Source organism: Streptomyces sp. NPDC005485 (genome assembly GCF_040606085.1).
Lineage (GTDB): Bacteria > Actinomycetota > Actinomycetes > Streptomycetales > Streptomycetaceae > Streptomyces.
On the sequence record NZ_JBEXDZ010000142.1, the window covers coordinates 1 to 24,442 of the forward strand.

Annotated in this window: 17 protein-coding genes; 13 read left to right on the forward strand and 4 right to left on the reverse strand. The window is 70.2% G+C overall.

Features of this window, described 5'->3' with window-relative positions; all coding sequences use genetic code 11:
- Positions 1 to 252: 252 nt before the first annotated feature.
- Positions 253 to 519 (reverse strand): 30S ribosomal protein S20, encoded by a 267-nt coding sequence (gene rpsT, locus ABZS97_RS34120; protein ID WP_356144157.1) that lies wholly within the window; start codon positions 517 to 519, stop codon positions 253 to 255.
- A 256-nt stretch (positions 520 to 775) separates the two neighbouring features.
- Between rpsT and lepA the strand changes: the two genes are divergently transcribed.
- Entirely contained in the window at positions 776 to 2,644 is a 1,869-nt protein-coding gene (lepA, locus tag ABZS97_RS34125) for a translation elongation factor 4 (RefSeq protein ID WP_356144159.1), read from the forward strand.
- Positions 2,645 to 2,912: 268 nt separating this feature from the next.
- The gene (locus ABZS97_RS34130; protein WP_356144161.1) at positions 2,913 to 4,787 is read left to right on the forward strand and encodes an AMP-dependent synthetase/ligase; all 1,875 of its coding nucleotides are present in this window, start codon (positions 2,913 to 2,915) and stop codon (positions 4,785 to 4,787) included.
- Positions 4,788 to 5,003: 216 nt separating this feature from the next.
- On the opposite strand, the gene ABZS97_RS34135 is transcribed toward ABZS97_RS34130, so the two are convergent.
- Together ABZS97_RS34135 and ABZS97_RS34140 are read right to left on the reverse strand one after the other, a co-directional pair.
- On the reverse strand, positions 5,004 to 5,591 hold the full coding sequence (locus tag ABZS97_RS34135; RefSeq protein ID WP_356144163.1) for a response regulator: 588 nt from the start codon (positions 5,589 to 5,591) through the stop codon (positions 5,004 to 5,006).
- A 12-nt stretch (positions 5,592 to 5,603) separates the two neighbouring features.
- Positions 5,604 to 9,773, reverse strand: a complete 4,170-nt coding sequence (locus tag ABZS97_RS34140) for a HAMP domain-containing protein (RefSeq protein WP_356144165.1) — start codon at positions 9,771 to 9,773, stop codon at positions 5,604 to 5,606.
- Positions 9,774 to 9,876: 103 nt separating this feature from the next.
- Here ABZS97_RS34140 and ABZS97_RS34145 point away from each other — a divergent pair, with 103 nt between their 5' ends.
- Positions 9,877 to 11,859, forward strand: coding sequence for a SpoIIE family protein phosphatase (locus tag ABZS97_RS34145; protein WP_356144167.1), 1,983 nt, complete (start codon positions 9,877 to 9,879; stop codon positions 11,857 to 11,859).
- 43 nt (positions 11,860 to 11,902) lie between these two features.
- Positions 11,903 to 13,135 carry a radical SAM family heme chaperone HemW gene (hemW, locus tag ABZS97_RS34150; protein ID WP_356144169.1) on the forward strand — a complete coding sequence of 411 codons (1,233 nt, stop codon included), beginning with the start codon at positions 11,903 to 11,905 and terminating at the stop codon, positions 13,133 to 13,135.
- Between the two features lie 318 nt (positions 13,136 to 13,453).
- On the opposite strand, the gene ABZS97_RS34155 is transcribed toward hemW, so the two are convergent.
- The gene (locus ABZS97_RS34155) at positions 13,454 to 14,905 is read right to left on the reverse strand and encodes a cytosine permease (RefSeq protein ID WP_356144171.1); all 1,452 of its coding nucleotides are present in this window, start codon (positions 14,903 to 14,905) and stop codon (positions 13,454 to 13,456) included.
- Positions 14,906 to 15,060: 155 nt separating this feature from the next.
- Here ABZS97_RS34155 and ureA point away from each other — a divergent pair, with 155 nt between their 5' ends.
- The 9 genes from ureA to ABZS97_RS34200 all read left to right on the forward strand — a co-directional run.
- Entirely contained in the window at positions 15,061 to 15,741 is a 681-nt protein-coding gene (ureA, locus tag ABZS97_RS34160) for an urease subunit gamma (protein ID WP_356144173.1), read from the forward strand.
- A complete protein-coding gene (locus tag ABZS97_RS34165) occupies positions 15,738 to 17,408 on the forward strand; it encodes an urease subunit alpha (RefSeq protein WP_356144175.1) in 1,671 nt (556 codons plus the stop codon). Before ureA ends, ABZS97_RS34165 begins: the two co-directional genes overlap by 4 nt.
- 24 nt (positions 17,409 to 17,432) lie before the next feature.
- Complete coding sequence (locus ABZS97_RS34170) at positions 17,433 to 18,470, forward strand: agmatine deiminase family protein (protein ID WP_356144177.1); 1,038 nt, start codon at positions 17,433 to 17,435, stop codon at positions 18,468 to 18,470.
- Between the two features lie 10 nt (positions 18,471 to 18,480).
- Positions 18,481 to 19,077 carry a TetR/AcrR family transcriptional regulator gene (locus ABZS97_RS34175; protein ID WP_356144179.1) on the forward strand — a complete coding sequence of 199 codons (597 nt, stop codon included), beginning with the start codon at positions 18,481 to 18,483 and terminating at the stop codon, positions 19,075 to 19,077.
- Between the two features lie 136 nt (positions 19,078 to 19,213).
- Complete coding sequence (locus ABZS97_RS34180) at positions 19,214 to 19,648, forward strand: hypothetical protein (protein ID WP_356144180.1); 435 nt, start codon at positions 19,214 to 19,216, stop codon at positions 19,646 to 19,648.
- 124 nt (positions 19,649 to 19,772) lie between these two features.
- On the forward strand, positions 19,773 to 21,020 hold the full coding sequence (locus tag ABZS97_RS34185) for a hypothetical protein (protein ID WP_356144181.1): 1,248 nt from the start codon (positions 19,773 to 19,775) through the stop codon (positions 21,018 to 21,020).
- A gap of 147 nt (positions 21,021 to 21,167) precedes the next feature.
- On the forward strand, positions 21,168 to 22,481 hold the full coding sequence (locus ABZS97_RS34190; protein ID WP_356144185.1) for an MFS transporter: 1,314 nt from the start codon (positions 21,168 to 21,170) through the stop codon (positions 22,479 to 22,481).
- Between the two features lie 290 nt (positions 22,482 to 22,771).
- The gene (cimA, locus tag ABZS97_RS34195; RefSeq protein WP_356144183.1) at positions 22,772 to 24,388 is read left to right on the forward strand and encodes a citramalate synthase; all 1,617 of its coding nucleotides are present in this window, start codon (positions 22,772 to 22,774) and stop codon (positions 24,386 to 24,388) included.
- A partial coding sequence (locus ABZS97_RS34200) for a hypothetical protein (RefSeq protein ID WP_356144187.1) occupies positions 24,385 to 24,442 on the forward strand: 58 nt, incomplete at its 3' end. The genes cimA and ABZS97_RS34200, both read left to right, overlap by 4 nt.

Genomic DNA, 24,442 nt, shown 5'->3' on the forward strand with positions numbered 1-24,442 from the left:
CCCGTCCTCCTGGGGGCTTCGCCCCCTCTCCCCCCTGTCGCGCTTCGCGCTCGTCCTCAAACGCCGGACGGGCTGACGAGCCCATGTGCCGAAGGCCCCGCCTCCCCTCCGAAAGGAGGAGAAACGGGGCCTCGGTTCACGATGTTGGACCACGCCCGCGTGGCGAACGCAGGCCGCGCGTGGTCCTTGGGTGCTGGACGGGAGCGGATGAGAGAGGGCCCGCTCGGGTCCTTCCAGCGGTCAAATCAAGTGTCAGCCCTTGAGGGAGGTGACCTTCGAAGCAAGCGCCGACTTCTTGTTGGCGGCCTGGTTCTTGTGGATGACGCCCTTGGCGACGGCCTTGTCGAGCTTGCGCGAAGCCTCGCGCGTGTACTCGGTGGCCTTCTCGACGTCACCCGCGGCAGCAGCCTCACGGGCCTTGCGGATCGCGGTCTTGAGGGACGACTTGACGGCCTTGTTGCGCAGGCGCGCCTTCTCGTTCGTCTTGTTCCGCTTGATCTGGGACTTGATGTTCGCCACTGATGAGCCTTTTCAGGTTCAGGCGCATGAGGGCATGCCTCGCGCGCCGTTTGATTTTCCTTGGGGCGTGTCTCCTTGCTTAGAGGGCATGAGACACAGCCACCCAGGCTACCAGTCGTCGTCCGACCGGCCCAAACCCGGTCCCGGCCCCCGTCCGACCGGCCCAAACCGGTCGCATGGCCCCGCCCGTGGGACCATGGAGCCTACGTATCGATCCGACCCGAGGCGACAGGCGCCTCAAGAGACAGGACCCTGCGTGCCCGCGACCCCTAACAATGCGCCCGAGCCGAGCCGTACCGACCCGGCTCTGATCCGCAATTTCTGCATCATCGCGCACATCGACCACGGCAAGTCCACGCTCGCCGACCGGATGCTCCAGCTGACCGGGGTGGTCGATCAGCGGCAGATGCGTGCTCAGTACCTCGACCGCATGGACATCGAGCGCGAGCGCGGCATCACGATCAAGTCCCAGGCGGTCCGGCTGCCCTGGGCGCCCACCGAGGATCCGGGCACCACCCACATCCTCAACATGATCGACACTCCCGGGCACGTCGACTTCACGTACGAGGTGTCGCGGTCCCTCGCCGCCTGCGAGGGGACCGTTCTCCTCGTCGACGCCGCCCAGGGCATCGAGGCCCAGACCCTCGCCAACCTCTACCTGGCGATGGAGAACGAACTCACCATCGTCCCGGTGCTCAACAAGATCGACCTGCCGGCCGCCCAGCCGGAGAAGTTCTCCGAGGAGCTGGCCAACCTCATCGGCTGCCAGCCGGAGGACGTCCTCAAGGTCTCCGCCAAGACCGGTCTGGGCGTCGAGGCGCTGCTGGACCGCGTGGTGCGCGACGTCCCGGCGCCCGTCGGCGTCAAGGACGCCCCGGCCCGCGCGATGATCTTCGACTCGGTCTACGACTCCTACCGCGGCGTCGTGACGTACGTCCGTGTCATCGACGGGCAGCTCAACAAGCGTGAGCGCATCCGGATGATGTCCACGGGCGCGACGCACGAGCTGCTGGAGATCGGCACCAACTCGCCCGAGATGCTGGCCGCCGACGGCCTCGGGGTCGGTGAGGTGGGGTACCTCATCACCGGTGTGAAGGACGTCCGCCAGTCCAAGGTCGGTGACACGATCACCACCCTGCACAAGGGCGCCACCGAGGCCCTCGGCGGGTACAAGGACCCCAAGCCGATGGTCTTCTCCGGGCTGTATCCGCTGGACGGCTCCGACTACCCGGAGCTGCGCGACGCCCTCGACAAGCTGCAGCTCAACGACGCCGCGCTCGTCTACGAGCCGGAGACGTCGGCCGCCCTGGGCTTCGGGTTCCGTGTCGGCTTCCTCGGCCTTCTCCACCTCGACGTGATCCGCGAGCGGCTCGAACGCGAGTTCGGGCTCGACCTCATCGCGACGGCTCCGAACGTGGTCTACCGCGTCGAGATGGAGGACACCTCCGAGCACATCGTCACCAACCCGAGCGAGTTCCCGGAAGGGAAGATCGGGGAGGTGTACGAGCCGGTCGTGCGCGCCACGATCCTCGCGCCCTCCGAGTTCATCGGCTCGATCATGGAGCTGTGCCAGACCCGGCGCGGCACCCTGCTCGGCATGGACTACCTCTCCGAGGACCGGGTCGAGATCCGCTACACGCTGCCGCTCGCCGAGATCGTCTTCGACTTCTTCGACCAGCTGAAGTCCAAGACGCGCGGGTACGCCTCGCTCGACTACGAGCCCACCGGCGAGCAGGCCGCCAGCCTGGTCAAGGTCGACATCCTGCTGCACGGTGACAAGGTGGACGCCTTCTCGGCGGTCACGCACAAGGACGCGGCCTACGCGTACGGAGTGCGACTGGTCGCCAAGCTGCGCGAGCTGATCCCGCGGCAGGCCTTCGAAGTGCCGATCCAGGCCGCCATCGGCTCCCGGGTCATCGCCCGCGAGACCATCCGCGCCATCCGCAAGGACGTCCTCGCCAAGTGCTACGGCGGTGACATCTCGCGTAAGCGGAAGCTGCTGGAGAAGCAGAAGGAAGGCAAGAAGCGGATGAAGATGGTGGGCTCTGTGGAGGTTCCGCAAGAGGCCTTCATCGCCGTGCTGTCCAGCGACGACAGCGGTGGCTCGGCCAAGAGCAAGAAGTAGCCGTCGACTGATGGGGGAGTGCCCCTGTTTTACGGGCCCGTCGTGCGTGAGCGCGGCGGGCCCGGTCAGTTTGCGGACGAAAGTGTTCCGTCCGTCCTCTGTTGGAAGAGACACCCCAGCGCCCCTTACGAACCGGCCGAGCGGGCTCTACTCTGATCACTGCTCGATAGTTACTCGCGAGTTAAACAACGATCGCGAGCCAACCACCGACGTGAGCCAATCAGCCGCATATGAGCCAGCCGCGCTGCCGCGGGCCCCGGAGGATGTCGTGAGCGACACACAGACCCTGATCGAGAACCGTCCGCCCTCCGTGGCGGCCATCTTCCTGGAACGCGTCGCGGCCACACCGGACGCCGAGGCCTACCGCTACCCCGTGGCGTCCTCGTCCGGCGAGGGCCCGGACGAGTGGAAGTCGCTGAGCTGGGCGCAGGCGGCCGAACGGGTATTCGCCATCGCCGCCGGCCTCATCGAGCTGGGCGTGCAGCCCGAGCAGCGCGTGGCGCTCGCCTCCTCCACACGGGCCGAGTGGATCCTCGCCGACCTCGGCATCATGTGCGCGGGCGCGGCCACCACGACGATCTACCCGCAGACCAACGCCGACGAGTCCGCGTTCATCCTCTCCGACTCCGAGAGCAAGATCCTGGTCGCCGAGGACGCGGCGCAGCTCGCCAAGGCGGTGGAGAAGCGTGCCGAGCTTCCCGACCTGACGCACGTGATCGTCATCGACCCCACCGGCGTCGAGACCGGTGACTGGGTCCTGTCCCTGGCCGAGCTGGAGGCGCGCGGCGCCGCGTACCTGGAGAAGAACCCCGACCTGGTCAAGGAGAAGGTCGGGGCGATCACCAGGGATCAGCTCGCCACGCTGATCTACACCTCCGGCACCACGGGCCGCCCCAAAGGCGTCCGCCTCCCGCACGACAACTGGTCGTACATGGCCAAGGCCACCGCCGGGACCGGCCTGATCAGCGCCGATGACGTGCAGTACCTGTGGCTGCCGCTCGCGCACGTCTTCGGCAAGGTGCTCACGTCCGGCCAGATCGAGGTCGGGCACGTCACCGCGGTGGACGGGCGCGTCGACAAGATCATCGAGAATCTGCCGATCGTGCAGCCGACGTACATGGCGGCCGTCCCGCGCATCTTCGAGAAGGTCTACAACGGGGTCGCGGCCAAGGCGCGGGCCGGCGGCGGCGCCAAATACAAGATCTTCCAGTGGGCGGCCGAGGTCTCCCGCGAGTACGCGAAGGCCAGCCAGGACAACTTCCGCCGCACCGGCACCGCGTCCGTCCCCTTCGGGCTCGGCGCCAAGCACAAGGTCGCCGACGCGCTCGTCTTCGCCAAGATCCGCGAGGCCTTCGGCGGCAACCTGCGCGCCTGTGTCTCCGGTTCCGCGGCGCTCGCGCCCGAGATCGGCTACTTCTTCGCCGGCGCCGGCATCCACATCCTGGAGGGTTACGGCCTCACGGAGTCCTCCGCCGCCTCCTTCGTGAACCCCGGCGAGGCGTACCGCACCGGCACCGTCGGCAAGCCGCTGCCCGGCACCGAGGTGCGCATCGCGGACGACGGCGAGATCCTGCTGCGCGGCCCCGGCATCATGGAGGGCTACCACAAGCTGCCCGAGAAGACCGCCGAGGTCCTGGAGTCCGACGGCTGGTTCCACACGGGCGACATCGGCGAGCTGTCCCCCGACGGCTACCTGCGCATCACCGACCGCAAGAAGGACCTCATCAAGACGTCCGGCGGCAAGTACATCGCCCCGGCCGAGGTCGAGGGCCAGTTCAAGGCCGTCTGCCCGTACGTCTCCAACATCCTGGTGCACGGCGCCGACCGGAACTTCTGCGCCGCCCTCATCGCCCTCGACGAGCCGTCCATCCTGGACTGGGCGAAGGAGAACGGCCTGGAGGGCAAGTCGTACGCCGAGGTCGTCGCCGCGCCGGCGACCGTCGCCCTCGTCGAGGGTTACGTCAAGGAGCTCAACGAGGGCCTGCAGCGCTGGCAGACCATCAAGAAGTTCCGACTGCTCCCGCGCGACCTCGACGTCGAACACGGCGAGATCACCCCGAGCCTGAAGCTGAAGCGCCCGGTCGTCGAGCGGGAGTACAAGCACCTGATCGACGAGATGTACGCGGGATCGCGCGAGGCGTAGAGGAGTGGCGGAGTTGGTGCGCGCCGGCTTTGCTGCGGCTCGGCGGCGCGCGCCTGCTGGGGGTGCGGGGGTCGTCCCCCGCGGTGATGCAGCCAAGCACCTGATCGACGAGATGTACGCGGGATCGCGCGAGGCGTAAGCCGCACGCGGGCCGGGTCTGCAGTCCGAGCCGCACGCGGGCCGGGTCTGCAGTCCGAGCCGCACACGGGCGGGGGCCTACAACCCCCGCCCGCTGCGCATTTCGCGCAGCAGTTTCTCCATCTCGTGGACGTGGTGGCGCAGTTCGAACACGTCCTGGTGGCCGCTGGCGGCCATGAGGGTCTCGATCTTTCTGAGGCGGCCGGTGAGTTCGTCGAACTGTTCCTGCTCGCGCGCGAGCATCTTCTCCAACTGCTGGTTCTTGCGGTGCAGATCGAGGAAGACGGTCACCTTCGCGCGCAGCACCCACGGGTCGAACGGTTTCGTCAGATAGTCGGCGGCACCGGTCGCGTACCCGCGGAAGGCGTAGCCCGCGTCGGCGTCGGTGCCCGTCAGGAAGATGATGGGGACGTCCTTGGTCTGGTCGAGCCGCTTGATGTTCGCGGCGGTCTCGAACCCGTCCATGCCGGGCATGCGGATGTCGAGCAGGACCACGGCGAAGCGCTGCCGCAGCAGGGCCTTCATCGCCTCCTCGCCCGAACGCGCACGCACCAGTGGCTCGTTGAGGGACCCCAGGACGGCCTCCAGGGCGATCAGGTTGTCCTCCATGTCGTCGACAAGGAGGATGCTGGCGCGCTCTTCGGGCGTTGCCTCAACTGTTGTCATGGTGACGGTGCCTCACTCGGTCGTCGACGGGTCGGCGGGCTCCCCCGAGCTGCCCGGTCCCGGTGTCACGGTCTCGGCCGTGTGGTCGAGGGGATCGTCGCCGTTCGGGCTTTCCGGGTCGAGGAGGGCGCAGACGACGGTGAGCAACTGGTCGACGTCCACCGGCTTCGGTACGTAGTCGTTGGCACCCCGCGCGATGGACTTCTCGCGGTCGCCGGGCATCGCCTTCGCGGTCAGGGCGACGATGGGCAGACCCGTCCAGCGGGGGGTGCGGCGGATGGCGGAGATGGTTTCGTAGCCGTCCATCTCCGGCATCATGATGTCCATCAGGACGAGTTCGACATCGGGGTTGCGCTCCAGGGTCTCGATGCCCTCGCGGCCGTTCTCCGCGTACAGGACGGGCATGCCGACCCGGCCGAGGACGTGGGTGAGTGCGAAGACGTTGCGGATGTCGTCGTCCACGATCAGCACCCGCCGCCCGGGCAGGACCTGGCCCGCCCGGCCCGCCTTCCACTCCTCCAGTTTGGTGGGCGTGGGCCACGAGTCGTCGGTGTCGTGGGCGGTGTACGGCTCGGTGGACAGCTCGGGCACGGGCAGCGAGCGGTCCTCGGGCACCGGTCCGGTCGCCGCGTGCCCCGGGCTGACGACGGGGACGTACAGCGTGAACGTGGAGCCGCGGCCGGGGGTGCTCTCGGCGACGATGCGCCCGCCGAGCAGGCCTGAGATCTCCCGGCTGATGGACAGGCCGAGGCCGGTGCCGCCGTACTTGCGGTTGGTGGTGCCGTCGGCCTGTTGGAACGCCTCGAAGATGACCGGGAGTTTCTCCGGGGCGATGCCGATGCCGGTGTCGGAGACGGCGAAGGCGATCACGTCGTCGTTGTCGCCGTGGGTGAAGGTGTGGTCGGGGTCCTTGATGCGGTTGACGCGCAGTTCGACGCGCCCGCTCGCGGTGAACTTGATGGCGTTGGACAGCAGGTTGCGCAGGATCTGCTGGAGGCGCTGCTCGTCCGAGTACATCTCACGCGGCACGTCCTCGCCGACCGTCACCTCGAAGGCGAGGCCCCGGTCGAGCGTCAGCGGGCGGAACGTGGCGTGCACGTAGTCGAGCAGCTTGATCAGCGGCAGCCTCTTGGGGCGTACGTCCATGCGGCCGGCCTCGATCTTCGACAGGTCGAGGATGTCGTTGATCAGCTGCAGCAGGTCGGACCCGGAGCGGTGGATCGTGGTCGCGAACTGCACTTCCTGGTCGGAGAGATGGCCGTCCGGGTTGTCGGAGAGCAGCCGGGCCAGGATCAGCAGAGAGTTGAGCGGTGTACGCAGTTCGTGCGACATGTTCGCCAGGAACTCCGACTTGTACTGGGAGCTGGTGGCCAACAGGGCGGCCTTCTCCTCCAGTTCGGCATTGGAGCGCTGCAACTCGGCCTGCTGGGACTGGAGTTCGTCGGATCGATCCTGCAACTGGATGGCGAGGCGCTGCGACTCGCCGAGCAGGGATTCCGTACGGGAGTTGGCGATGATGGTGTTGATCGCGACGCCGATGGTGTTCACGAACTGGTCGAAGAACGCCAGGTGGACGTCGGAGAAGCGGGAGAAGGACGCCAGCTCGATCACGCCGAGCAGCTTGTCCTCGAAGAGGATCGGGATGATGACCACGCTCGCGGGTGCGGCTTCGCCGAGCCCGGAGTTGATCTTGATGTAGTCCGGCGGGGCCTCGTCCACCAGGATCCGCTTCTTCTCGCGCGCCGCCTGCCGTACGAGCCCGTGCACCGGCATGCCGCCCGTGTCGACGGTCGCCCCCTGCGCGGAGCCGTATCCCGCGATGAAGGCGAGCCCCTTGGCGGGGATGGCGGCCCGCAGCGAGTCCTCGTCGGGGTCGGCCAGGAAGAAGGCGCCGTACTGCGCGTTCACCAGCGGGGTCAGCTCGCGCAGGATCAGGTCGGCGACCTCCATCAGGTCGCGGTGGCCCTGCATCAGCGCGGCCAGGCGTGCCAGGTTCGACTCCAGCCAGTCCTTCGCGCGGGTCGTCTCGCGGAGGTTGGCCACCATCAGGTTGATGTTGTCCTTCAGCTCGGTGACCTCGCCCTGGGTCTCCACGGTGATGGAGCGGGACATGTCGCCCTGGGCCACCGCGGACGCCACCTCGGCGATCGCCCGGACCTGGGTGGTCAGGTTGAGCGCCAGCTCGTTCACGTTGGTCGTCAGGCGCTTCCAGGTGCCGTACACGCCCTCGACCCGGGCCTGGCCGCCCAGCCGGCCCTCGGAGCCGACCTCGCGGGCCACCCGGGTGACCTCGGACGAGAACGACGACAGCGTGTCCACCATGGTGTTGATGGTGGTCTTCAGCTCCAGGATCTCGCCGCGCGCGTCCACGTCGATCTTCTTGGAGAGGTCGCCCTGGGCGACCGCGGTGGCGACCTGCGCGATGTTGCGGACCTGTGAAGTCAGGTTGTCCGCCATGTAGTTGACGTTGTCGGTGAGGTCCTTCCAGACCCCGGAGACGCCCAGCACCTGGGCGCGACCGCCCAGGCGGCCGTCCGTGCCGACCTCGCGGGCCACGCGGGTGACCTCGTCCGCGAAGGCGCGCAGCTGGTCCACCATCGTGTTGACGGTGTCCTTCAGTTCCAGGATCTCGCCGCGCGCGTCGACGGTGATCTTCTTCGACAGGTCACCGTTGGCGACGGCTGTCGTGACCTGGGCGATGTTGCGGACCTGTGAAGTCAGGTTCAGCGCCATGAAGTTGACGTTGTCGGTGAGGTCCTTCCAGACGCCCGACACGCCCCGCACCTGCGCCTGCCCGCCGAGGTTTCCCTCGGTGCCGACCTCGCGGGCGACGCGGGTGACCTCGTCGGCGAAGGCGGAGAGCTGGTCGACCATCGTGTTGATGGTCGACTTCAGTTCGAGGATCTCACCCTTCGCCTCGACGGTGATCTTCTTGCCGAGGTCGCCCTGCGCCACCGCGGTGGACACCAGGGCGATGTTGCGGACCTGTGAAGTCAGGTTGTCCGCCATGAAGTTGACGTTGTCGGTGAGGTCCTTCCAGACCCCGGAGACCCCGCGCACCTGCGCCCGTCCGCCGAGGTTTCCCTCGGTGCCGACCTCTCGGGCCACGCGGGTGACCTCGTCGGCGAAGGCGGAGAGCTGGTCGACCATCGTGTTGATGGTCGACTTCAGCTCCAGGATCTCGCCCTGCGCGTCGACCGTGATCTTCTGGCTCAGGTCGCCGTTGGCGACGGCCGTCGTCACCTGGGCGATGTTGCGGACCTGCGACGTCAGGTTCGACGCCATGAAGTTGACGTTGTCCGTGAGGTCCTTCCAGACCCCGGAGACCCCGCGCACCTGCGCCCGCCCGCCCAACTGCCCCTCGGTGCCGACCTCTCGGGCCACCCGGGTGACCTCGTCGGCGAAGGCGGAGAGCTGGTCGACCATCGTGTTCACGGTGAGCTTCAGTTCGAGCAGCTCACCCGTCGCCTCGACGGTCACCGTCCGGGTCAGGTCGCCGCGCGCCACCGCCGTCGTCACCAGGGCGATGTCACGCACCTGCGCCGTCAGCCGCGACGCCATCGTGTTGACCGCTTCCGTCACATCCCGCCAACTGCCTGACAGGCCCTGCACCTTGGCCCGGCCGCCGAGCCGACCCTCCGTGCCGACCTCGCGCGCGACCCGCGTCACCTCGCCGGTGAAGAGGGACAGCTGATCGACCATCTTGTTGACGGCGCGGCCCAACCGGCGCAGATCACCGCGCAGTTGGCGGTTGCCGTCGTGCAGATCGACGCGCTGGGTGAGGTCGCCGCCGGCCACCGCGTCCAGGACGCGCGTCGCGTTCGCCGCGGGTGCCACCAGCGCGTCCAGCAGCTGGTTCACGTCGTTGACCCTGCTCGTCCAGCTGCCCTGGCCGGGGCTCGCCGACAGCCGCTCGTCCAGCCGCCCGTGCCGCACCAGCTCTCTGCGGACACGCTGCACCTCGGAGTTGAAGTGCGTGTTGCGGTCCATGATCTGGTTGAACGCGGTGCCGAGATCGGCCACCAGGCCGTGCCCCGTCTCCGGCACCCTGCTGAAGTCACCGTCGCGCGCGGCCGCCATCGCGGCGAGCAGAGGACGGAGATCCGATGCCCGGATCTCCCCGTCCTCGGGTGCCCGAATCTGTCCGTCTTCGAGCACATGCGTAGCACTGTTCTCACTCATGGCGGCCCACTTCGGTAACTCGGCGCTTATGGGCGTGGCCAGTCTGTCACTCTGTCCGTGTCGCCTGAGGCGTATTCGTCCGAACTGCTCAGGGAGCAACACCGTGGGGGTCATTCCGACGCAACGGGAGTCCGTTGCCTGTGCTCCTGATGCGCCGGCGCACCACCGGCCGGGTCAGGAGGCGGTGGCACGCACCTCGCTGCCCGGCACGCCCCTGGCGCCCGGCGCCGCCCGCGAGTTCGTGCGCGCCACGCTCGCCGGCTGGACCGAACCCGCCGCGCCCGGAGCCGAATCGGAGGCGCGCGCCCAGGCCGTTGCCGGGTCGGCCGACGCCCGGCGGCGCCGGGACTGGCCGGTGGACGACGCGATGGTCGTCGTCAGTGAACTCGTCACCAACGCCGTCGTGCACGCCGGCACCGACGTCGAGGCGGTCTGCCGCCTGGAGGCCGCCGCCGACGGGTCGCCGGGCACGCTGCTCATCGAGGTCTCCGACCGCCACCCGGCGCGCGCGGTACGCGACGAAGCCGCCGAGCGCCCCCATGGCACCCGCGAGTACGGCCGCGGCCTGCGACTGGTCTCCACTCTCTGCGAAGCCTGGGGCATCACCTATCGCACCGGCGTCAAGACCGTCTGGGCCCGGCTGCCCCTCGACGGGCGCGCGTCCCTGGAGGAACCCGCGGAAGAGGCGTACGCCGGTCAGCACACCCTGGAGCGCGGCCTGCGGATCTCCGAGGCCCTCGCCGCCGAGCCGCGGCACCGAGCCCGCCAGGACCAGGACTGGGTGAACCGCGGCGCCCTCTCCTTCCTCGCCGAGGCCTCCGACATGCTCGCCGGGCAGCTCGACGAGAACCTCGTGGCCGCCCTCGCCGGACAACTGCTGGTCCCGCGCATCGCCGACTGGTGCGCGGTGTGGCTGGAGGACGAGGCCACCGACCGGGCCGGCCGGGGCGGCCTCGGCGTCGACTTCGGGCCACGGCTCGCCCGCGTCTGGCACGGCAGCGAGAACCACATCGAGGAACTGCGCCGCGCCCTGGAGAAGGACCCGCCGCGGCTGCCCGACTCGGTACGCTCCCGCGCCGTCCCCGTGCCCTGGCCCGGCGAGGAGCCCGGCGCCCGCGGGACGGGCGGTGCGGCCCTCGCGTACCGGCTGATCGCCGGCGGGCGCCCGCTCGGCACCCTCGTCATCGGGCGCGCCGGGGTGGTCGGCTTTCCCGACGAGGTCAACGGACTCGTCGAGGACCTCAGCCGCCGGGTCGCCCTCGCCATCGGCGCGGCCCGCCAGTACGCCCGCCAGGCCACCATCAGCCGCGTCCTCCAGCGCGGCCTGCTGCCCGGCGCCGTCGCCGAGATCCCCGGCGTGAGCAGCGCCCTCGTGTACGAGCCGCTCGACAAGGGCGGCCCCAGCGGCGACTTCTACGACCTGTTCCCGGCCGGGGACGGCCGCTGGTGCTTCGCCGTGGGCGACGTCCAGGGCAAGGGGCCCGAGGCGGCCGTCGTGATCGGACTGGCCCGGCCCTGGCTGCGGCTGCTGGCCCGCGAGGGGTACGACGTCCCCGACGTCCTCGACCGCCTCAACCAGCTCCTGCTCGACGACGCCACCGAGGCGGCGGACGCCGCGGCCCGTGCCCTCGTCGCCACCGGCGGCCCCGGACTCGCCGCCGACGAGGGCCCGCAGACCCGCTTCCTCTCCCTTCTCTACGGCGAACTGGTGCCCTTCGACGGCGGAGTGCACTGCACCCTGGCCTCCGCCGGGCACCCGCTGCCGCTGCTCCTCGGCCCCACCGGCGAGGTGCGCGAGGTGGCAAGACCGCAGACGCTCCTCGGCGTCGTCGAGGACGCGACCTACACCGCCGAGACCTTCGAGCTGTACCCCGGCGACAGCGTGCTGTGCGTCACGGACGGCGTGACGGAGCGGCGCTCGGGCCACCGCCAGTTCGACGACGACGAAGGCCTCGCGCAGGCCCTCACCGGCTGCGCCGGGCTGAGCGCCGAGCTGATAGCGGAACGCATCCGCCGGCTGGTGCACGAGTTCGGCGAGAAGCCGCCGGAGGACGACCTGGCACTGCTGGTGCTGCAGGCGGAGTAGAGGGCGTACGGCGCATGTCCGCCCGTGCGGGACAATGGAAGGCATGCCTTCCGCACTCCCCGACGGTGAGCCCGTCCCCGACGACGGCGCGCTGCCCGCGCACGCCCTGGCCGGCGCGGCCGACCGCCCCCTCGGGTTCTATCTGCACGTCCCGTACTGCGCGACCCGCTGCGGCTACTGCGACTTCAACACCTACACGGCGACCGAGCTGCGAGGCACCGGAGGCGTCCTCGCCTCCCGCGACAACTACGCGTCGACCCTGATCGACGAGGTCCGCCTCGCCCGCAAGGTCCTCGGCGACGACCCGCGCCCGGTGCGCACGGTCTTCGTCGGAGGCGGTACGCCCACGCTGCTGGCAGCCGACGATCTCGTACGGATGCTGGGGGCGATCCGCGACGAGTTCGGCCTGGCGCCCGACGCGGAGGTCACGACGGAGGCGAACCCGGAGTCGGTCGACCCCGCCTACCTGGCCACCCTCCGGGCCGGCGGCTTCAACCGGATCTCCTTCGGCATGCAGAGCGCCCGGCAGCACGTCCTGAAGGTCCTGGACCGCACCCACACCCCCGGCCGCCCCGAGGCGTGCGTCGCCGAGGCCCGCGCGGCCGGCTTCGAGCATGTGAACCTCGACCTGATCTACGGCACGCCGGGGGAGACGGACGACGACTGGCGCGCCTCGCTCGACGCGGCGCTCGGCGCCGGGCCCGACCATGTCTCCGCGTACGCGCTGATCGTCGAGGAGGGCACGCAGCTCGCCCGGCGCATCCGCCGGGGCGAGGTTCCGATGACCGACGACGACGTCCACGCCGACCGCTACCTGATCGCCGACGAGGTGATGTCGGCGGCGGGCTTCGACTGGTACGAGGTCTCCAACTGGGCCACCTCGGAGGGGGCCCGCTGCCTGCACAACGAGCTGTACTGGCGGGGCGCCGACTGGTGGGGTGCGGGGCCCGGCGCCCACAGCCATGTGGGCGGGGTGCGGTGGTGGAACGTCAAGCATCCCGGGGCGTATGCCGGTGCGCTGGCCGCGGGGAAGTCCCCCGGGGCGGGCCGTGAACTCCTCTCCGAGGAGGACCGCCGCGTGGAACGCATCCTCCTGGAGCTGCGGCTCCGCGACGGCTGTCCGCTGTCCCTGCTCCACCCGGCCGGTCTCGCCGCCTCCCGCCGGGCCCTGTCCGAGGGCCTCCTCGAACCCGTCCCCTACGACGCCGGTCGCGCCGTCCTCACCCTGCGCGGCCGCCTCCTCGCTGACGCGATCGTCCGAGACCTGGTGGACTGAGCCACCGGCCCCCTTCACTTCCACGCTCACCCGGGGTGGGTGGGCAAACCCCGGGTACCCCCTGTTTCCTTGTCACCCGGGGTTGGTGCGGGCCGGAGGTGGGTCACGCAGCCCGGCGCTTACGGGGTGCCGCTGCGCCCACCCGTGCCGCCCCTAAGGGGTGTTTTGAAGGTCCCGCACAGCACCCACGGCGCCCGGCACGCACCCTCGCCGCACCGGCCGAAGCCCCAAGTACGTCCAGTACGAGGGCCTTCGTCCGGCACGCCGAGGGCACGCACCGAACACCGCGGGCACCGCACAGGACTTTCAAAACACCCCCTAGTCCCCGACTGTGGCTGCCAGGGCCGCCCCGGACTCCGTGTCCGCGGCGGCCCTGCCGTGTACCGGGGCGGGGGCGCGGGCGGTGAGCAGCAGGTACAGCGCGCCGCCCACGATCCCCGACAGTACGAAGCTGCAGTCCACCCCGCCGGTCAGGGACAGCAGCGGGCCCTCGTACGAGGGGAGAGAGACCGCGAGCAGGCCGACGAACGCGCCCAGCGCCCAGGACACGGTGGCCTGGACGTTCCAGCCGCCCCGGTACCAGTAGATCCCGCCCCTGGAGCGGCGGTTGAAGACCTGAAGGGCGTCCGGGTCGTACACCCCGCGACAGCGGGCGAAGCCGATGAGGGTGATGACGGCCCAGGGTGTGCCGATCGCGGTGAGCAGCAGCACGAAGGACGTCATCGCGTCCTGCGCGGACGAGGCGTAGTGGCCCACGAAGACGCAGGCCGTGGCGACGACGGCGACCGAGTACGTGGCGCGGGCGCGGGAGGCGCGGGGGAGGATCGCGTCGAGGTCGAGACCCATGGAGTACAGCATCAGGCCCGCGTTGCCGACCGAGCCCGCGGAGGCGGCGAGCAGCAACGGGACCAGGTACCAGGTGGGGGAGGCGGAGACCAGCGGTCCGGCGTAGTCGAGGGCCGCGCGCGCCCCGTACGCCGTGAAGGTGCCGAAGAGCTGCGGCACGAGGAGCCCGGCGATCAGGCCCAGCCAGGTGGCGTGCAGGACCTTGCGGGAGGAGTGGCGGGACGGCGAGATGTAGCGCGTGTAGTCGCCGAGGAGGGTGATGAACGCGATGGGCCCGGACAGTCCCGCCGCCACCGCCGCGAGCAGCCAGGTCGGCCAGAAGGAGCCGAGCAGACAGCCGCCCGTCCCCGGCAGCGCGGCGGTGCTGAAGTGCGGTGCGTACGCGATCAGGCCGAGGGCGAGCAGCGCGGTCATGCCGATCGCGAGGACGCGGGACATGGTGAGCAGGACGCGGTAGCCGTAGACGGCGCCGGCGACGGTCGCGGCGGCGAGCACGCCGTACACGACGGCGTACGAGAGACCGTCGACCGGCAGTCCCACCAGGCGGTTGAGGACGCCCACCATCACGTCGCCGCCGATCCACACGGTCAGCGCGGTGTAGCCGAGGGCGAGCAGCAGGCCGACGACCGAGCCGACCAGCCGTCCCCGTACGCCGAACTGCGCGCCGGAGGAGGTGGAGAGGTTCGTCGCCGTGCGCAGTGAGACCAGGGCGAGCGGCGCGGTGAGGGCCGTGCCGACCACCGTGCCCGCCACCACCGAGCTGACCGACGCCCACCAGCCGAGCCCGAAGGACGGCGGCAGCCAGCCGAAGATGATCACGCCGAGGCAGAGGTTGGAGCCGAGCAGGATCGACACGAGATCGCGCGGCCCGCTGGTGCGCTCCTCGTCGGGGATGGTGTCGACTCCGCGCTGTTCTATCGGCATGGCTGGTCTCCTTCGATCGGCCATCGGTGAGGTGGAGCAAGTTAGAGCGACGTTCAATGTGGCGTGAGGCGCTGCTGCCAGTCAATGCTTCTGTCTTGCGAATCTCATGGTTAGAGTGTTGTTCTAAGTAGTGGAAAGCAAGGAGGTGTCGCGACGTGAGACTGACCCCTACGGAACGTGACCGGCTGCTGCTCTTCGGAGCCGCCGAGCTGGCCCGCGCCCGCCGCGCCCGGGGCCTGCGTCTGAACGTCCCCGAGGCGACGGCACTCATCGCGGACACCGTCTGCGAGGCGGCCCGCGACGGGCGGCGCCTCGCCGAGGCCATCGAGGCCGCCCGGGCCGTGCTCGGCCCGGGCGACGTGCTGCCCGGTGTCGCCGACGTCGTCACCGAGGTCCATGTCGAGGCCGTCTTCGACGACGGTTCGCGGCTCGCGGTGGTCACCGACCCCATCGGCGGGGGACTGGGCGACGGTGCTCCGGGCGCGCTGCTGCCGGGGCCCGCGCACGCCGAGCCGGTCGCCGCGGTACGGCTGACCGTCACCAACACCGCCACCGTGCCGGTCTCCGTCACCTCCCACTTCCACTTCTTCGAGGCCAACCCGCGGCTCGACTTCGAGCGGGCGACGGCGTACGGGATGCGGCTCGCGGTTCCGGCCGGGTCGTCCGTGCGCTTCGGGCCGGGCGAGAGCGTCGAGGTCGGGCTGCTGCCGATCGGCGGCGAGCGCGTCGCGATCGGTTTCGCGGGGCTGGTCGACGGCCCGCTGGACGCGCCGGGCGCGAAGCAAGAGGCCCTGCGCAGGGCCGCCGCCTGCGGATACCTGGGAGCGCAGCGATGAATCCGTACGAGTACGCCGGCGCCCACGGCCCCCGCGCCGGTGACCGCGTCCGCCTCGGCGACTCCGGGCTGACCGTCCGGGTCGAGTCCGACGCCCAGAAGTACGGGGACGAGTTCCTCGCCGGGTTCGGCAAGACCGCCCGCGACGGGCTGCACCTCAAGGCCGCCGCCGTCCGCGACACCTGCGACGTCGTCATCAGCAACGTGGTGGTGATCGACGCGGCCCAGGGCATCCGGAAGGTGTCCATCGGTATCCGGGAGGGGCGGATCTGCTCGATCGGGCGGGCCGGCAACCCCGACACCCTCGACGGCGTCGACGTCGTGGTCGGCACCGGCACCTCCATCGTCTCCGGCGAGGGGCTCATCGCCACCGCCGGAGCCGTCGACACCCACGTCCATCTGCTGTCGCCGCGCATCATGGAGGCCTCGCTCGCCTCCGGGGTGACCACGGTCATCGGCCAGGAGTTCGGGCCGGTGTGGGGCGTCGGTGTCAACTCGCCCTGGGCGCTGCGGCACGCCTTCAACGCCTTCGACGCCTGGCCGGTCAACATCGGCTTCCTGGGCCGGGGTTCGTCGTCCTCGGACGCGCCCCTGGTCGAGGCGCTCGCGGAGGGCGGCGCCTCCGGCTTCAAGGTCCACGAGGACATGGGCGCCCATACGCGGGCGTTGGACACCGCGCTGCGCGTCGCGGAGGAGCACGACGTCCAAGTCGCCCTGCACAGCGACGGGTTGAACGAGTGTCTGTCCGTCGAGGACACCCTGCGCGTCCTCGACGGACGCACCATCCACGCCTTCCACATCGAGGGCTGCGGCGGCGGCCACGTGCCGAACGTCCTGAAGATGGCGGGCGTCGCCAACGTCATCGGCTCCTCCACCAACCCGACCCTGCCCTTCGGCAGGGACGCGGTCGCCGAGCACTACGGAATGATCGTCTCCGTCCATGACCTGAAGACCGACCTGCCGGGCGACGCCGCCATGGCCCGCGACCGCATCCGGGCCGGCACGATGGGCGCCGAGGACGTGCTGCACGACCTGGGGGCGATCGGCATCACCTCGTCCGACGCGCAGGGCATGGGCCGCGCGGGCGAGACCGTGCGCCGGACGTTCGCGATGGCCGGGAAGATGAAGGCGCAGTTCGGCGCCCCGGACGACCACGACAACGAACGCGTCCTGCGCTACATGGCCAAGCTGACCATCAACCCCGCCCTCGCGCACGGCCTCGCGCACGAGGTCGGCTCCATCGAGGTCGGCAAACTCGCCGACATCGTGCTGTGGCGCCCCGAGTTCTTCGGCGCCAAGCCACAGCTCGTGCTGAAGTCCGGCTTCCCGGCGTACGGCGTCGTCGGCGACCCCAACGCGGCCACCGACACCTGCGAACCCCTGGTGCTGGGCCCGCAGTTCGGGGCGTACGGCGCGACCCCCGCCGACATCTCGGTCGCCTTCGTCGCGCAGGCCGCGCTCGACCAGGGCAATGACACGATGCCCACCCGCCGCCGCCGGGTCGCCGTGCGCGGAACCCGCGGCATCGGACCGGCCGACCTGCGCCTCAACTCCCGTACCGGAGCGGTCGATGTGGACCAGCGCACCGGGCTGGTCACCCTGGACGGCGACCCGCTCAGCTCCGAGCCCGCCGACTCGGTCTCCCTCAACCGCCTGTACTTCCTGTAGATGTCACAGCCCCTAAGGACCCCCATGTCTGCTGCCGCCGACGGCTTCCGTATGCCCGCCGAGTGGGCCCCGCACGAGCGCACCTGGATGGCGTGGCCGGGCTCCAACCCCACCTTCGACACCCCGGACGACCTCGCCGAATCACGCCGCGCCTGGGCGGAGGTGGCTCGCACGATCCGCCGCTTCGAGCCGGTCACCATCGTGTGCGGGCCCGGCCAGTCGGCCGACGCTCGCGAACTCCTCGGCGTGGACGTCGAGTTGGTCGAGCGGGAACTCGACGACGCCTGGATGCGTGACATCGGCCCCACGTTCCTGACCAACGGACAGGGCGAACTCGCCGCCGTGGACTGGACGTTCAACGGCTGGGGCGCCCAGGAATGGGCCCGCTGGGAGCACGACGCGAAGATCGCCGCGTACGTCTGCGATCTCGCGGGGGCGACGACGTACGCCTCGAAACTGGTCAACGAGGGCGGCGCGATCCACGTCGACGGCGAGGGCACCGTCCTGCTCACCGAGACCGTGCAGCTCGGCCCGGAACGCAACCCGCAGTGGACCCGTGAGCAGGTCGAGGCGGAGATCCACGCCCACCTCGGCACCCGCAAGGCGATCTGGCTGCCGCGCGGCCTGACCGGCGACTACCCTCCGCACGGCTTCGGCACGCTCGGCCACGTCGACATCGTCGCCGCCTTCGCCCGGCCCGGCGTGATCGTCGCGCACTCCCAGCCGGACCCCGCGCACCCCGACCACGAGGTCAGCAAGGAGATCATCGGCCTGCTCAGGGCGCAGACCGATGCGCGCGGGCGCCGGATCGAGGTCGTCGAGGTACCCGCCCCGACCGTCCTGGAGGCCGACGGACACTGGGCCGACTACTCCTACATCAACCACTACCTCTGCAACGGCGGCGTCGTGCTCTGCGGCTTCGACGACCCGCGCGACGAGATCGCGGCCGGGATCTTCCGCCGGCTGTTCCCCGAGCGGACGGTCACACTGGTGGACGCCCGTACGATCTTCTCCGGTGGCGGTGGCATCCACTGCATCACCCAGCAGCAGCCGAAGATCTGAGGAGTGCGCCATGGCCGGTGCCCGCAGAAACGCACCGCCCCGTGAGGACGTCCTCGCCGCCGCCATGGACATGATCGCCGCGCGCGGTCTGGAGAAGCTCACCATGGCGGCGCTCGGCCGCGAGGTCGGTATGAGCAGCGGGCACCTCCTCTACTACTTCCGCTCCAAGGACGAGCTGCTGCTGCAGACCCTGGAGTGGAGCGAGGGCCGCCTCGGCGCCGAGCGCGGCCGGCTGCTCACCCGGGCGGCCCCGGCCCGCGAGCGCCTCGACGCCTACGTCGACCTGTACGTCCCCGACGGTCACCGCGACCCGCACTGGACGCTCTGGCTGGAGGTCTGGAACCGCTCGCAGAGCGCTGCCGTCGACTCGTCCGCCCGCGAGCGACAGGTCGCCATCGAGGGCGCCTGGCACCGCGACCTGGTGGCGCTGCTCGCCGAAGGCATGTCGCACGGCGCGTTCCGCACCGTCGACGCGGACCGCTTCGCCGCCCGGCTGCGCGCGCTCCTCGACGGCTTCTCCATCCATGTGGCCATCGGTCTGCGCGGCACCGATCGTGGCCAAATCCTGTCCCACGTACGGGAGTTCCTCGACGAGTCGCTCGGCTGACCGGCGTTCGCGGACGGTCGATCATCCGTCCGGGTTGTACGTAATCGAGCGCATTGACCCGTGGTGCATGGTGCGGTTGTCTTCGGGAGAGCCCCTGGTTCAGGGCCGGGGGAAGACAGGATTCCGGGGGGAAATCATGTCCACTGCTGCACATGTGCCCTTAGGCGCCGCCCTGCTCCTCGTGCCGACCGGCGCGAGCATCCCGACCGCCGTGGCCGCCCCGACCGACGCCGCGGCGCCGATCGCCCCGCGCGTCGAGCGGATCAGCACCGCCGCCGACGGCACCCAGGCCGACGGCGGCTCCTCCGCCGCTTCGCTGACCCCGAACGGCCGCTTCGTCGCCTTCCGCTCCTCGGCGACCACCCTCGTGCCCGAGGGCGTGACCCACTCGGGCACCTGCTCCCGTGTGCGCGACCTGCGCACCGGCGCCGACCGCACGATCGCCGACACGGCGGCCGCGGGCACCGGCGCCGTGAGCGACCGAGCCGTCACCTTCACCTCGTCGGCACCCGACCTGGTACCGGCCGACACGTACGCGGTCGCCGACATCTTCCTGAGCCACACCCACTGACAGACGCCCTCAAGCGCAGCCGAGCAACGACGGCCCGCGGTCGCGTACGCACGGACCCGACCCACAACGCACCCCCGGCGAACGCCGCCCCCGCCATGCCCCGACACCCACAGAAAGAGCCCTGATGACCCCGCGTACGACAACCGCCACCGCATTCCTCCTCGCCGCCGGCCTCGGCACACTCGCCGCACCCCCGGCGTCCGCCGCCCCCACGCCACCCACCACCGTGCGCGTGAGCGTCGACCGCGACGGCGGCCAGATCGCCGCGCCCTCGTTCCACCCGAGCGTCAGCCCCATGACGGGCGACGTCTTCTACACCAGCGAAGGCCCCGTCTACAGCGGCGACACCAACGGGATGTCCGACGTCTACCACGGCAGTTCCCCTGTCAGCTACAGCGGACAGAACCACGGCATGGGCAACGGCCGCTCGTACGACGGTTCGCCCTGCGCGACCGGCAGGATGACCGCCTTCGTCTCCGAGGCCACCGACATCACGACATCCGGCCGCACCGACACCACACCCGCGGTCTTCGTGCGCAACGCCGCCGTCGGCAAGGTCTCCTTCGCCAGCTACGGCTACCAGGGCGTGCCGTTCACCTGGGCGGGCCAGCCCGTGGTCAGCGCCGACTGCCAGTGGGTCGCCTTCAGCGCCACCCTGCCGTCCACGCCCGACCGCGTCGAGCAGCCCCGCGTCTACCGGTACCGCATCTACGACGGCTCGGTCCAGCAGGTCAGCCAGGACTCGGACGGCTCCCGCGCGGCGGTCCGCCCGTCGATCAGCGCCGACGGCCGCCACGTCGCCTACCAGTGGTCGATCCCGCACCCCGGCGGCCCGGCCAACGACAGCGACATCTACGTACGCGACCTGGAGACCGGGACCCTGGAGAAGGCGTCCGTGGGACGGCACGGCCATGCCGCGAACCGCGAGTCCACCGGGCCCTCGCTCAGCGCCGACGGCCGGCACATCGCCTTCGACTCCTACGCCTCCAACCTCGCCCCGGGCGACACCAACGGCAGCGCGAACGTCTTCGTGCGAGACCTGGACAAGGGAGTCACGCGGCTGGTCAAGGGCGCGGGCAGCCGCGTGTACACCCGCGAGGCCGCGCTCAGCGCCGACGGGCTGCACCTCGCGTACGTCTCGGCACGGCTGCGCGACCCGGACAGTGTCCCGGCCGTGTACCTGCGCGATCTGGTCACCGGCGCGACCCAGCTGATCAGCGCCGACACCGCGGGTCACCGCAACGACCAGGCGGCCCAGAATCCGTCCGTCAACGAGAACGGCACGGTGGTGGCCTTCGACTCGGCCTCCCCGGACCTCGTCCCCGGAGACACGAACGGCACCAACGACGTCTTCCTGCGCCGCCTCGGCTGAGACTCCGCCGAGACTCCGCGCCCGCTGCGCACGTGAACACTGTGAAGATCGTGAAGAACATGAAGAACGCGATGAACGCAATGAACGAAAACCGAGGCGCTCTTGTCGCGATCGTGATCAGCGGGCACGTTACGGCTCATGGCACTCATGGGACGAGAGCACTGGAAGACGGTCTGGGTCGGCTCGGCCGGCAACATGGTGGAGTGGTTCGACTGGTTCGTGTACGCGAGCTTCGCCACCTACTTCGCCGGAGCGTTCTTCCCCGACGACAACCCCACGGCCCAACTCATGAACACCGCGGGCATCTTCGCGGTCGGCTTCTTCATGCGCCCGGTCGGCGGCTGGCTGCTCGGCCGGGTCGCCGACCGCCGGGGCCGCAAGACCGCGCTGACCCTGACCGTCACCCTCATGTCGGTCTCGGCCGTCCTCATCGCGATCGCGCCGACGTACGCCGTCGCGGGCTACGGCGGCGCGCTCGTACTGCTCATCGCCCGTCTGCTGCAGGGACTTTCGGTCGGCGGCGAGTACGCGGCCAGCGCCACCTACATGACGGAGGCGACCGACCCGAAGCGGCGCGGCTTCGCCTCCAGCTTCCAGTACGTGTCGATGACGGTCGGCCAACTCATCGGCCTGGCCCTGCTGATCATCCTCCAACGCACCTTGTCCGAGGAGGCGCTGGGCAGTTGGGGCTGGCGCATCCCGTTCGTGGTCGGCGCGGCGGGCGCGGCCGTCGTCTTCTACCTGCGGCGCACCATGCTGGAGAGCGAGGTGTACGAGGAGGACGCGGCCGGCGCCTCCGAGCGGGGCACCCTGCGCGCCCTGGGGGAGCACCGGCGCGAGGCGTTCCTCGTCGTCGCGCTCACCATGGGCGGCACGCTCGCGTACTACACGTACACCACGTACCTGACGAAGTACCTGTCGAACACGGCCGGGCTGCCCAAGCAGACGGCGACCCTGGTCTCCTTCTGCGCGCTGCTGGTCTTCGCGTGCATCCAGCCGCTGGCCGGAGCACTGTCCGACCGGATCGGGCGCCGCCCGATGCTGATCACCTTCGGGGTCTGCGCGACCTTCCTGACGGTCCCGGTGATGACCCTGCTGTCCGGAGTGGACAGCTTCTGGCCGGCCTTCGGGCTCGCCCTTTTCGCCCTGGTGATGATCACGCCGTACACGGCGCTGAGCGCGGTGGTGAAGGCCGAGCTGTTCCCCACCGGCGTACGCGCACTGGGCGTCGCGCTGCCGTACGCCGTCGCGAACTCCCTCTTCGGCGGGACGGCGGAGTACGTCGCCCTGTGGTTCAAGAAGGGCGGCCACGAGTCCGGCTTCTACTGGTACGTGGCGGGGTGCGCGGCCGTGTCGCTCGTGGTCTACGTCACCATGCGGGAGACCAGGCACGTGGACCTGAACCGGGTCGGCGGTGGCCGGAAGCCCTCCACGGAGCCGGACGCGCGGCTCGCATCCTGAGACACCCGTGAGCACGGGGGCAGGGCTGTGCCAGACTGCCTCCGTGCTCTCGTTCGCCATGATTATTGGCAGCAGGCGCGCCGGTCCGCAGTGACCGCCACGTACCACCACGTACGGGCGGACATCGTGTCCTCGACCCGCGCGCAGACCTCTCGCACCCGCGAGAGGTTTTTCTGTTTCCTGGCCCACCACAAGCCGGGAGAGGAGCGCGAGGGATCATTGTCATCGGGGGACGGTGGAGCCGGTCATTCCGGTACGACCGAGATCCAAATCCTCAGGAGCCAGAGACCATGACGGAAACCAGCGAACTCGACGATTCGTTCCACGTCTTCGACACGACCCTGCGCGACGGCGCGCAGCGTGAGGGCATCAACCTCACCGTCGCGGACAAGCTGGCCATCGCACGGCACCTGGACGACTTCGGCGTGGGCTTCATCGAGGGCGGCTGGCCCGGCGCCAACCCGCGCGACACCGAGTTCTTCGCCCGCGCCCAGCAGGAGATCTCCTTCAAGCACGCCCAGCTGGTCGCCTTCGGCGCCACCCGCCGGGCCGGTGCCAAGGCCTCCGAGGACCCGCAGGTCAAGGCCCTCCTGGACTCCGGCGCCCCGGTCGTCACCCTGGTCGCGAAATCGCACGACCGTCATGTCGAGCTGGCACTGCGCACGACCCTCGACGAGAACCTGGAGATGGTCCGTGACACCGTCTCGCACCTGAAGGCGCAGGGCCGCCGGGTCTTCGTCGACTGTGAGCACTTCTTCGACGGCTACCGGGCGAACCCGGAGTACGCGAAGGCCGTCGTCCGCGCCGCCGCCGAGGCCGGCGCCGACGTGGTCGTCCTGTGCGACACCAACGGCGGCATGCTCCCCGCCCAGGTCCAGGCGGTCGTCGGCACGGTCCTCGCCGACACCGGCGCCCGGCTCGGCATCCACGCCCAGGACGACACGGGCTGCGCGGTCGCCAACACCCTCGCGGCCGTCGACGCGGGCGCCACCCATGTGCAGTGCACGGCCAACGGCTACGGCGAGCGCGTCGGCAACTCGAACCTGTTCCCGGTAGTCGCCGCCCTGGAGCTGAAGTACGGCAAGAAGGTCCTGCCCGAGGGCGCGCTGCGCGAGATGACCCGGATCTCGCACGCCATCGCCGAGGTCGTGAACCTCACCCCGTCCACGCACCAGCCGTACGTGGGCGTCTCGGCCTTCGCGCACAAGGCGGGCCTGCACGCCTCCGCGATCAAGGTCGACCCCGACCTGTACCAGCACATCGACCCCGAGCAGGTCGGCAACACCATGCGGATGCTCGTATCCGACATGGCGGGCCGCGCGTCCATCGAGCTCAAGGGCAAGGAACTCGGCGTCGACATCAGCGGTGACCGCGAGCTGGTCGGCCGGGTCGTCGAGCGCGTCAAGGAACGCGAGCTCAAGGGCTACACGTACGAGGCCGCCGACGCCTCCTTCGAACTGCTGCTGCGCGCGGAGGCGGAGGGCCGCCCCCGCTCGTACTTCCAGGTCGAGTCCTGGCGCGCGATCGTCGAGGACCGCCCCGACGGCAGCCACGCCAACGAGGCCACCGTGAAGCTCTTCGCCAAGGGCGAGCGCATCGTCGCCACCGCCGAGGGCAACGGCCCGGTCAACGCGCTCGACCGCGCCCTGCGCGTCGCCCTGGAGAAGATCTACCCCCAGCTCGCCAAGCTGGAGCTCGTCGACTACAAGGTCCGCATCCTGGAGGGCAAGCACGGCACGTCCTCCACCACGCGGGTCCTCATCTCCACCTCCGACGGCAGCGGCGAGTGGTCCACGGTCGGCGTCGCCGAGAACGTGATCGCCGCGTCCTGGCAGGCACTGGAGGACGCCTACACGTACGGGCTGCTGCGGGCCGGGGGCGCGAACCCGTCGCCATCATCGGCATGAGCTGCCGCTACCCCGGAGGGGTGGAGAGCCCGGAAGACCTGTGGCGGCTGGTCG

What these genes read in the sequence shown, in the direction of transcription:
- ABZS97_RS34135 (WP_356144163.1), bottom strand. Translation starts at nt 5,591, where the DNA reads ATGACAACAGTTGAGGCAACGCCCGAAGAGCGCGCCAGCATCCTCCTT.
- ABZS97_RS34140 (WP_356144165.1), bottom strand. Translation starts at nt 9,773, where the DNA reads ATGAGTGAGAACAGTGCTACGCATGTGCTCGAAGACGGACAGATTCGG.
- hemW (WP_356144169.1), top strand. Translation starts at nt 11,903, where the DNA reads ATGCCTTCCGCACTCCCCGACGGTGAGCCCGTCCCCGACGACGGCGCG.
- ABZS97_RS34155 (WP_356144171.1), bottom strand. Translation starts at nt 14,905, where the DNA reads ATGCCGATAGAACAGCGCGGAGTCGACACCATCCCCGACGAGGAGCGC.
- ABZS97_RS34165 (WP_356144175.1), top strand. Translation starts at nt 15,738, where the DNA reads ATGAATCCGTACGAGTACGCCGGCGCCCACGGCCCCCGCGCCGGTGAC.
- ABZS97_RS34170 (WP_356144177.1), top strand. Translation starts at nt 17,433, where the DNA reads ATGTCTGCTGCCGCCGACGGCTTCCGTATGCCCGCCGAGTGGGCCCCG.
- ABZS97_RS34175 (WP_356144179.1), top strand. Translation starts at nt 18,481, where the DNA reads ATGGCCGGTGCCCGCAGAAACGCACCGCCCCGTGAGGACGTCCTCGCC.
- ABZS97_RS34180 (WP_356144180.1), top strand. Translation starts at nt 19,214, where the DNA reads ATGTCCACTGCTGCACATGTGCCCTTAGGCGCCGCCCTGCTCCTCGTG.
- ABZS97_RS34185 (WP_356144181.1), top strand. Translation starts at nt 19,773, where the DNA reads ATGACCCCGCGTACGACAACCGCCACCGCATTCCTCCTCGCCGCCGGC.
- ABZS97_RS34190 (WP_356144185.1), top strand. Translation starts at nt 21,168, where the DNA reads ATGGGACGAGAGCACTGGAAGACGGTCTGGGTCGGCTCGGCCGGCAAC.
- cimA (WP_356144183.1), top strand. Translation starts at nt 22,772, where the DNA reads ATGACGGAAACCAGCGAACTCGACGATTCGTTCCACGTCTTCGACACG.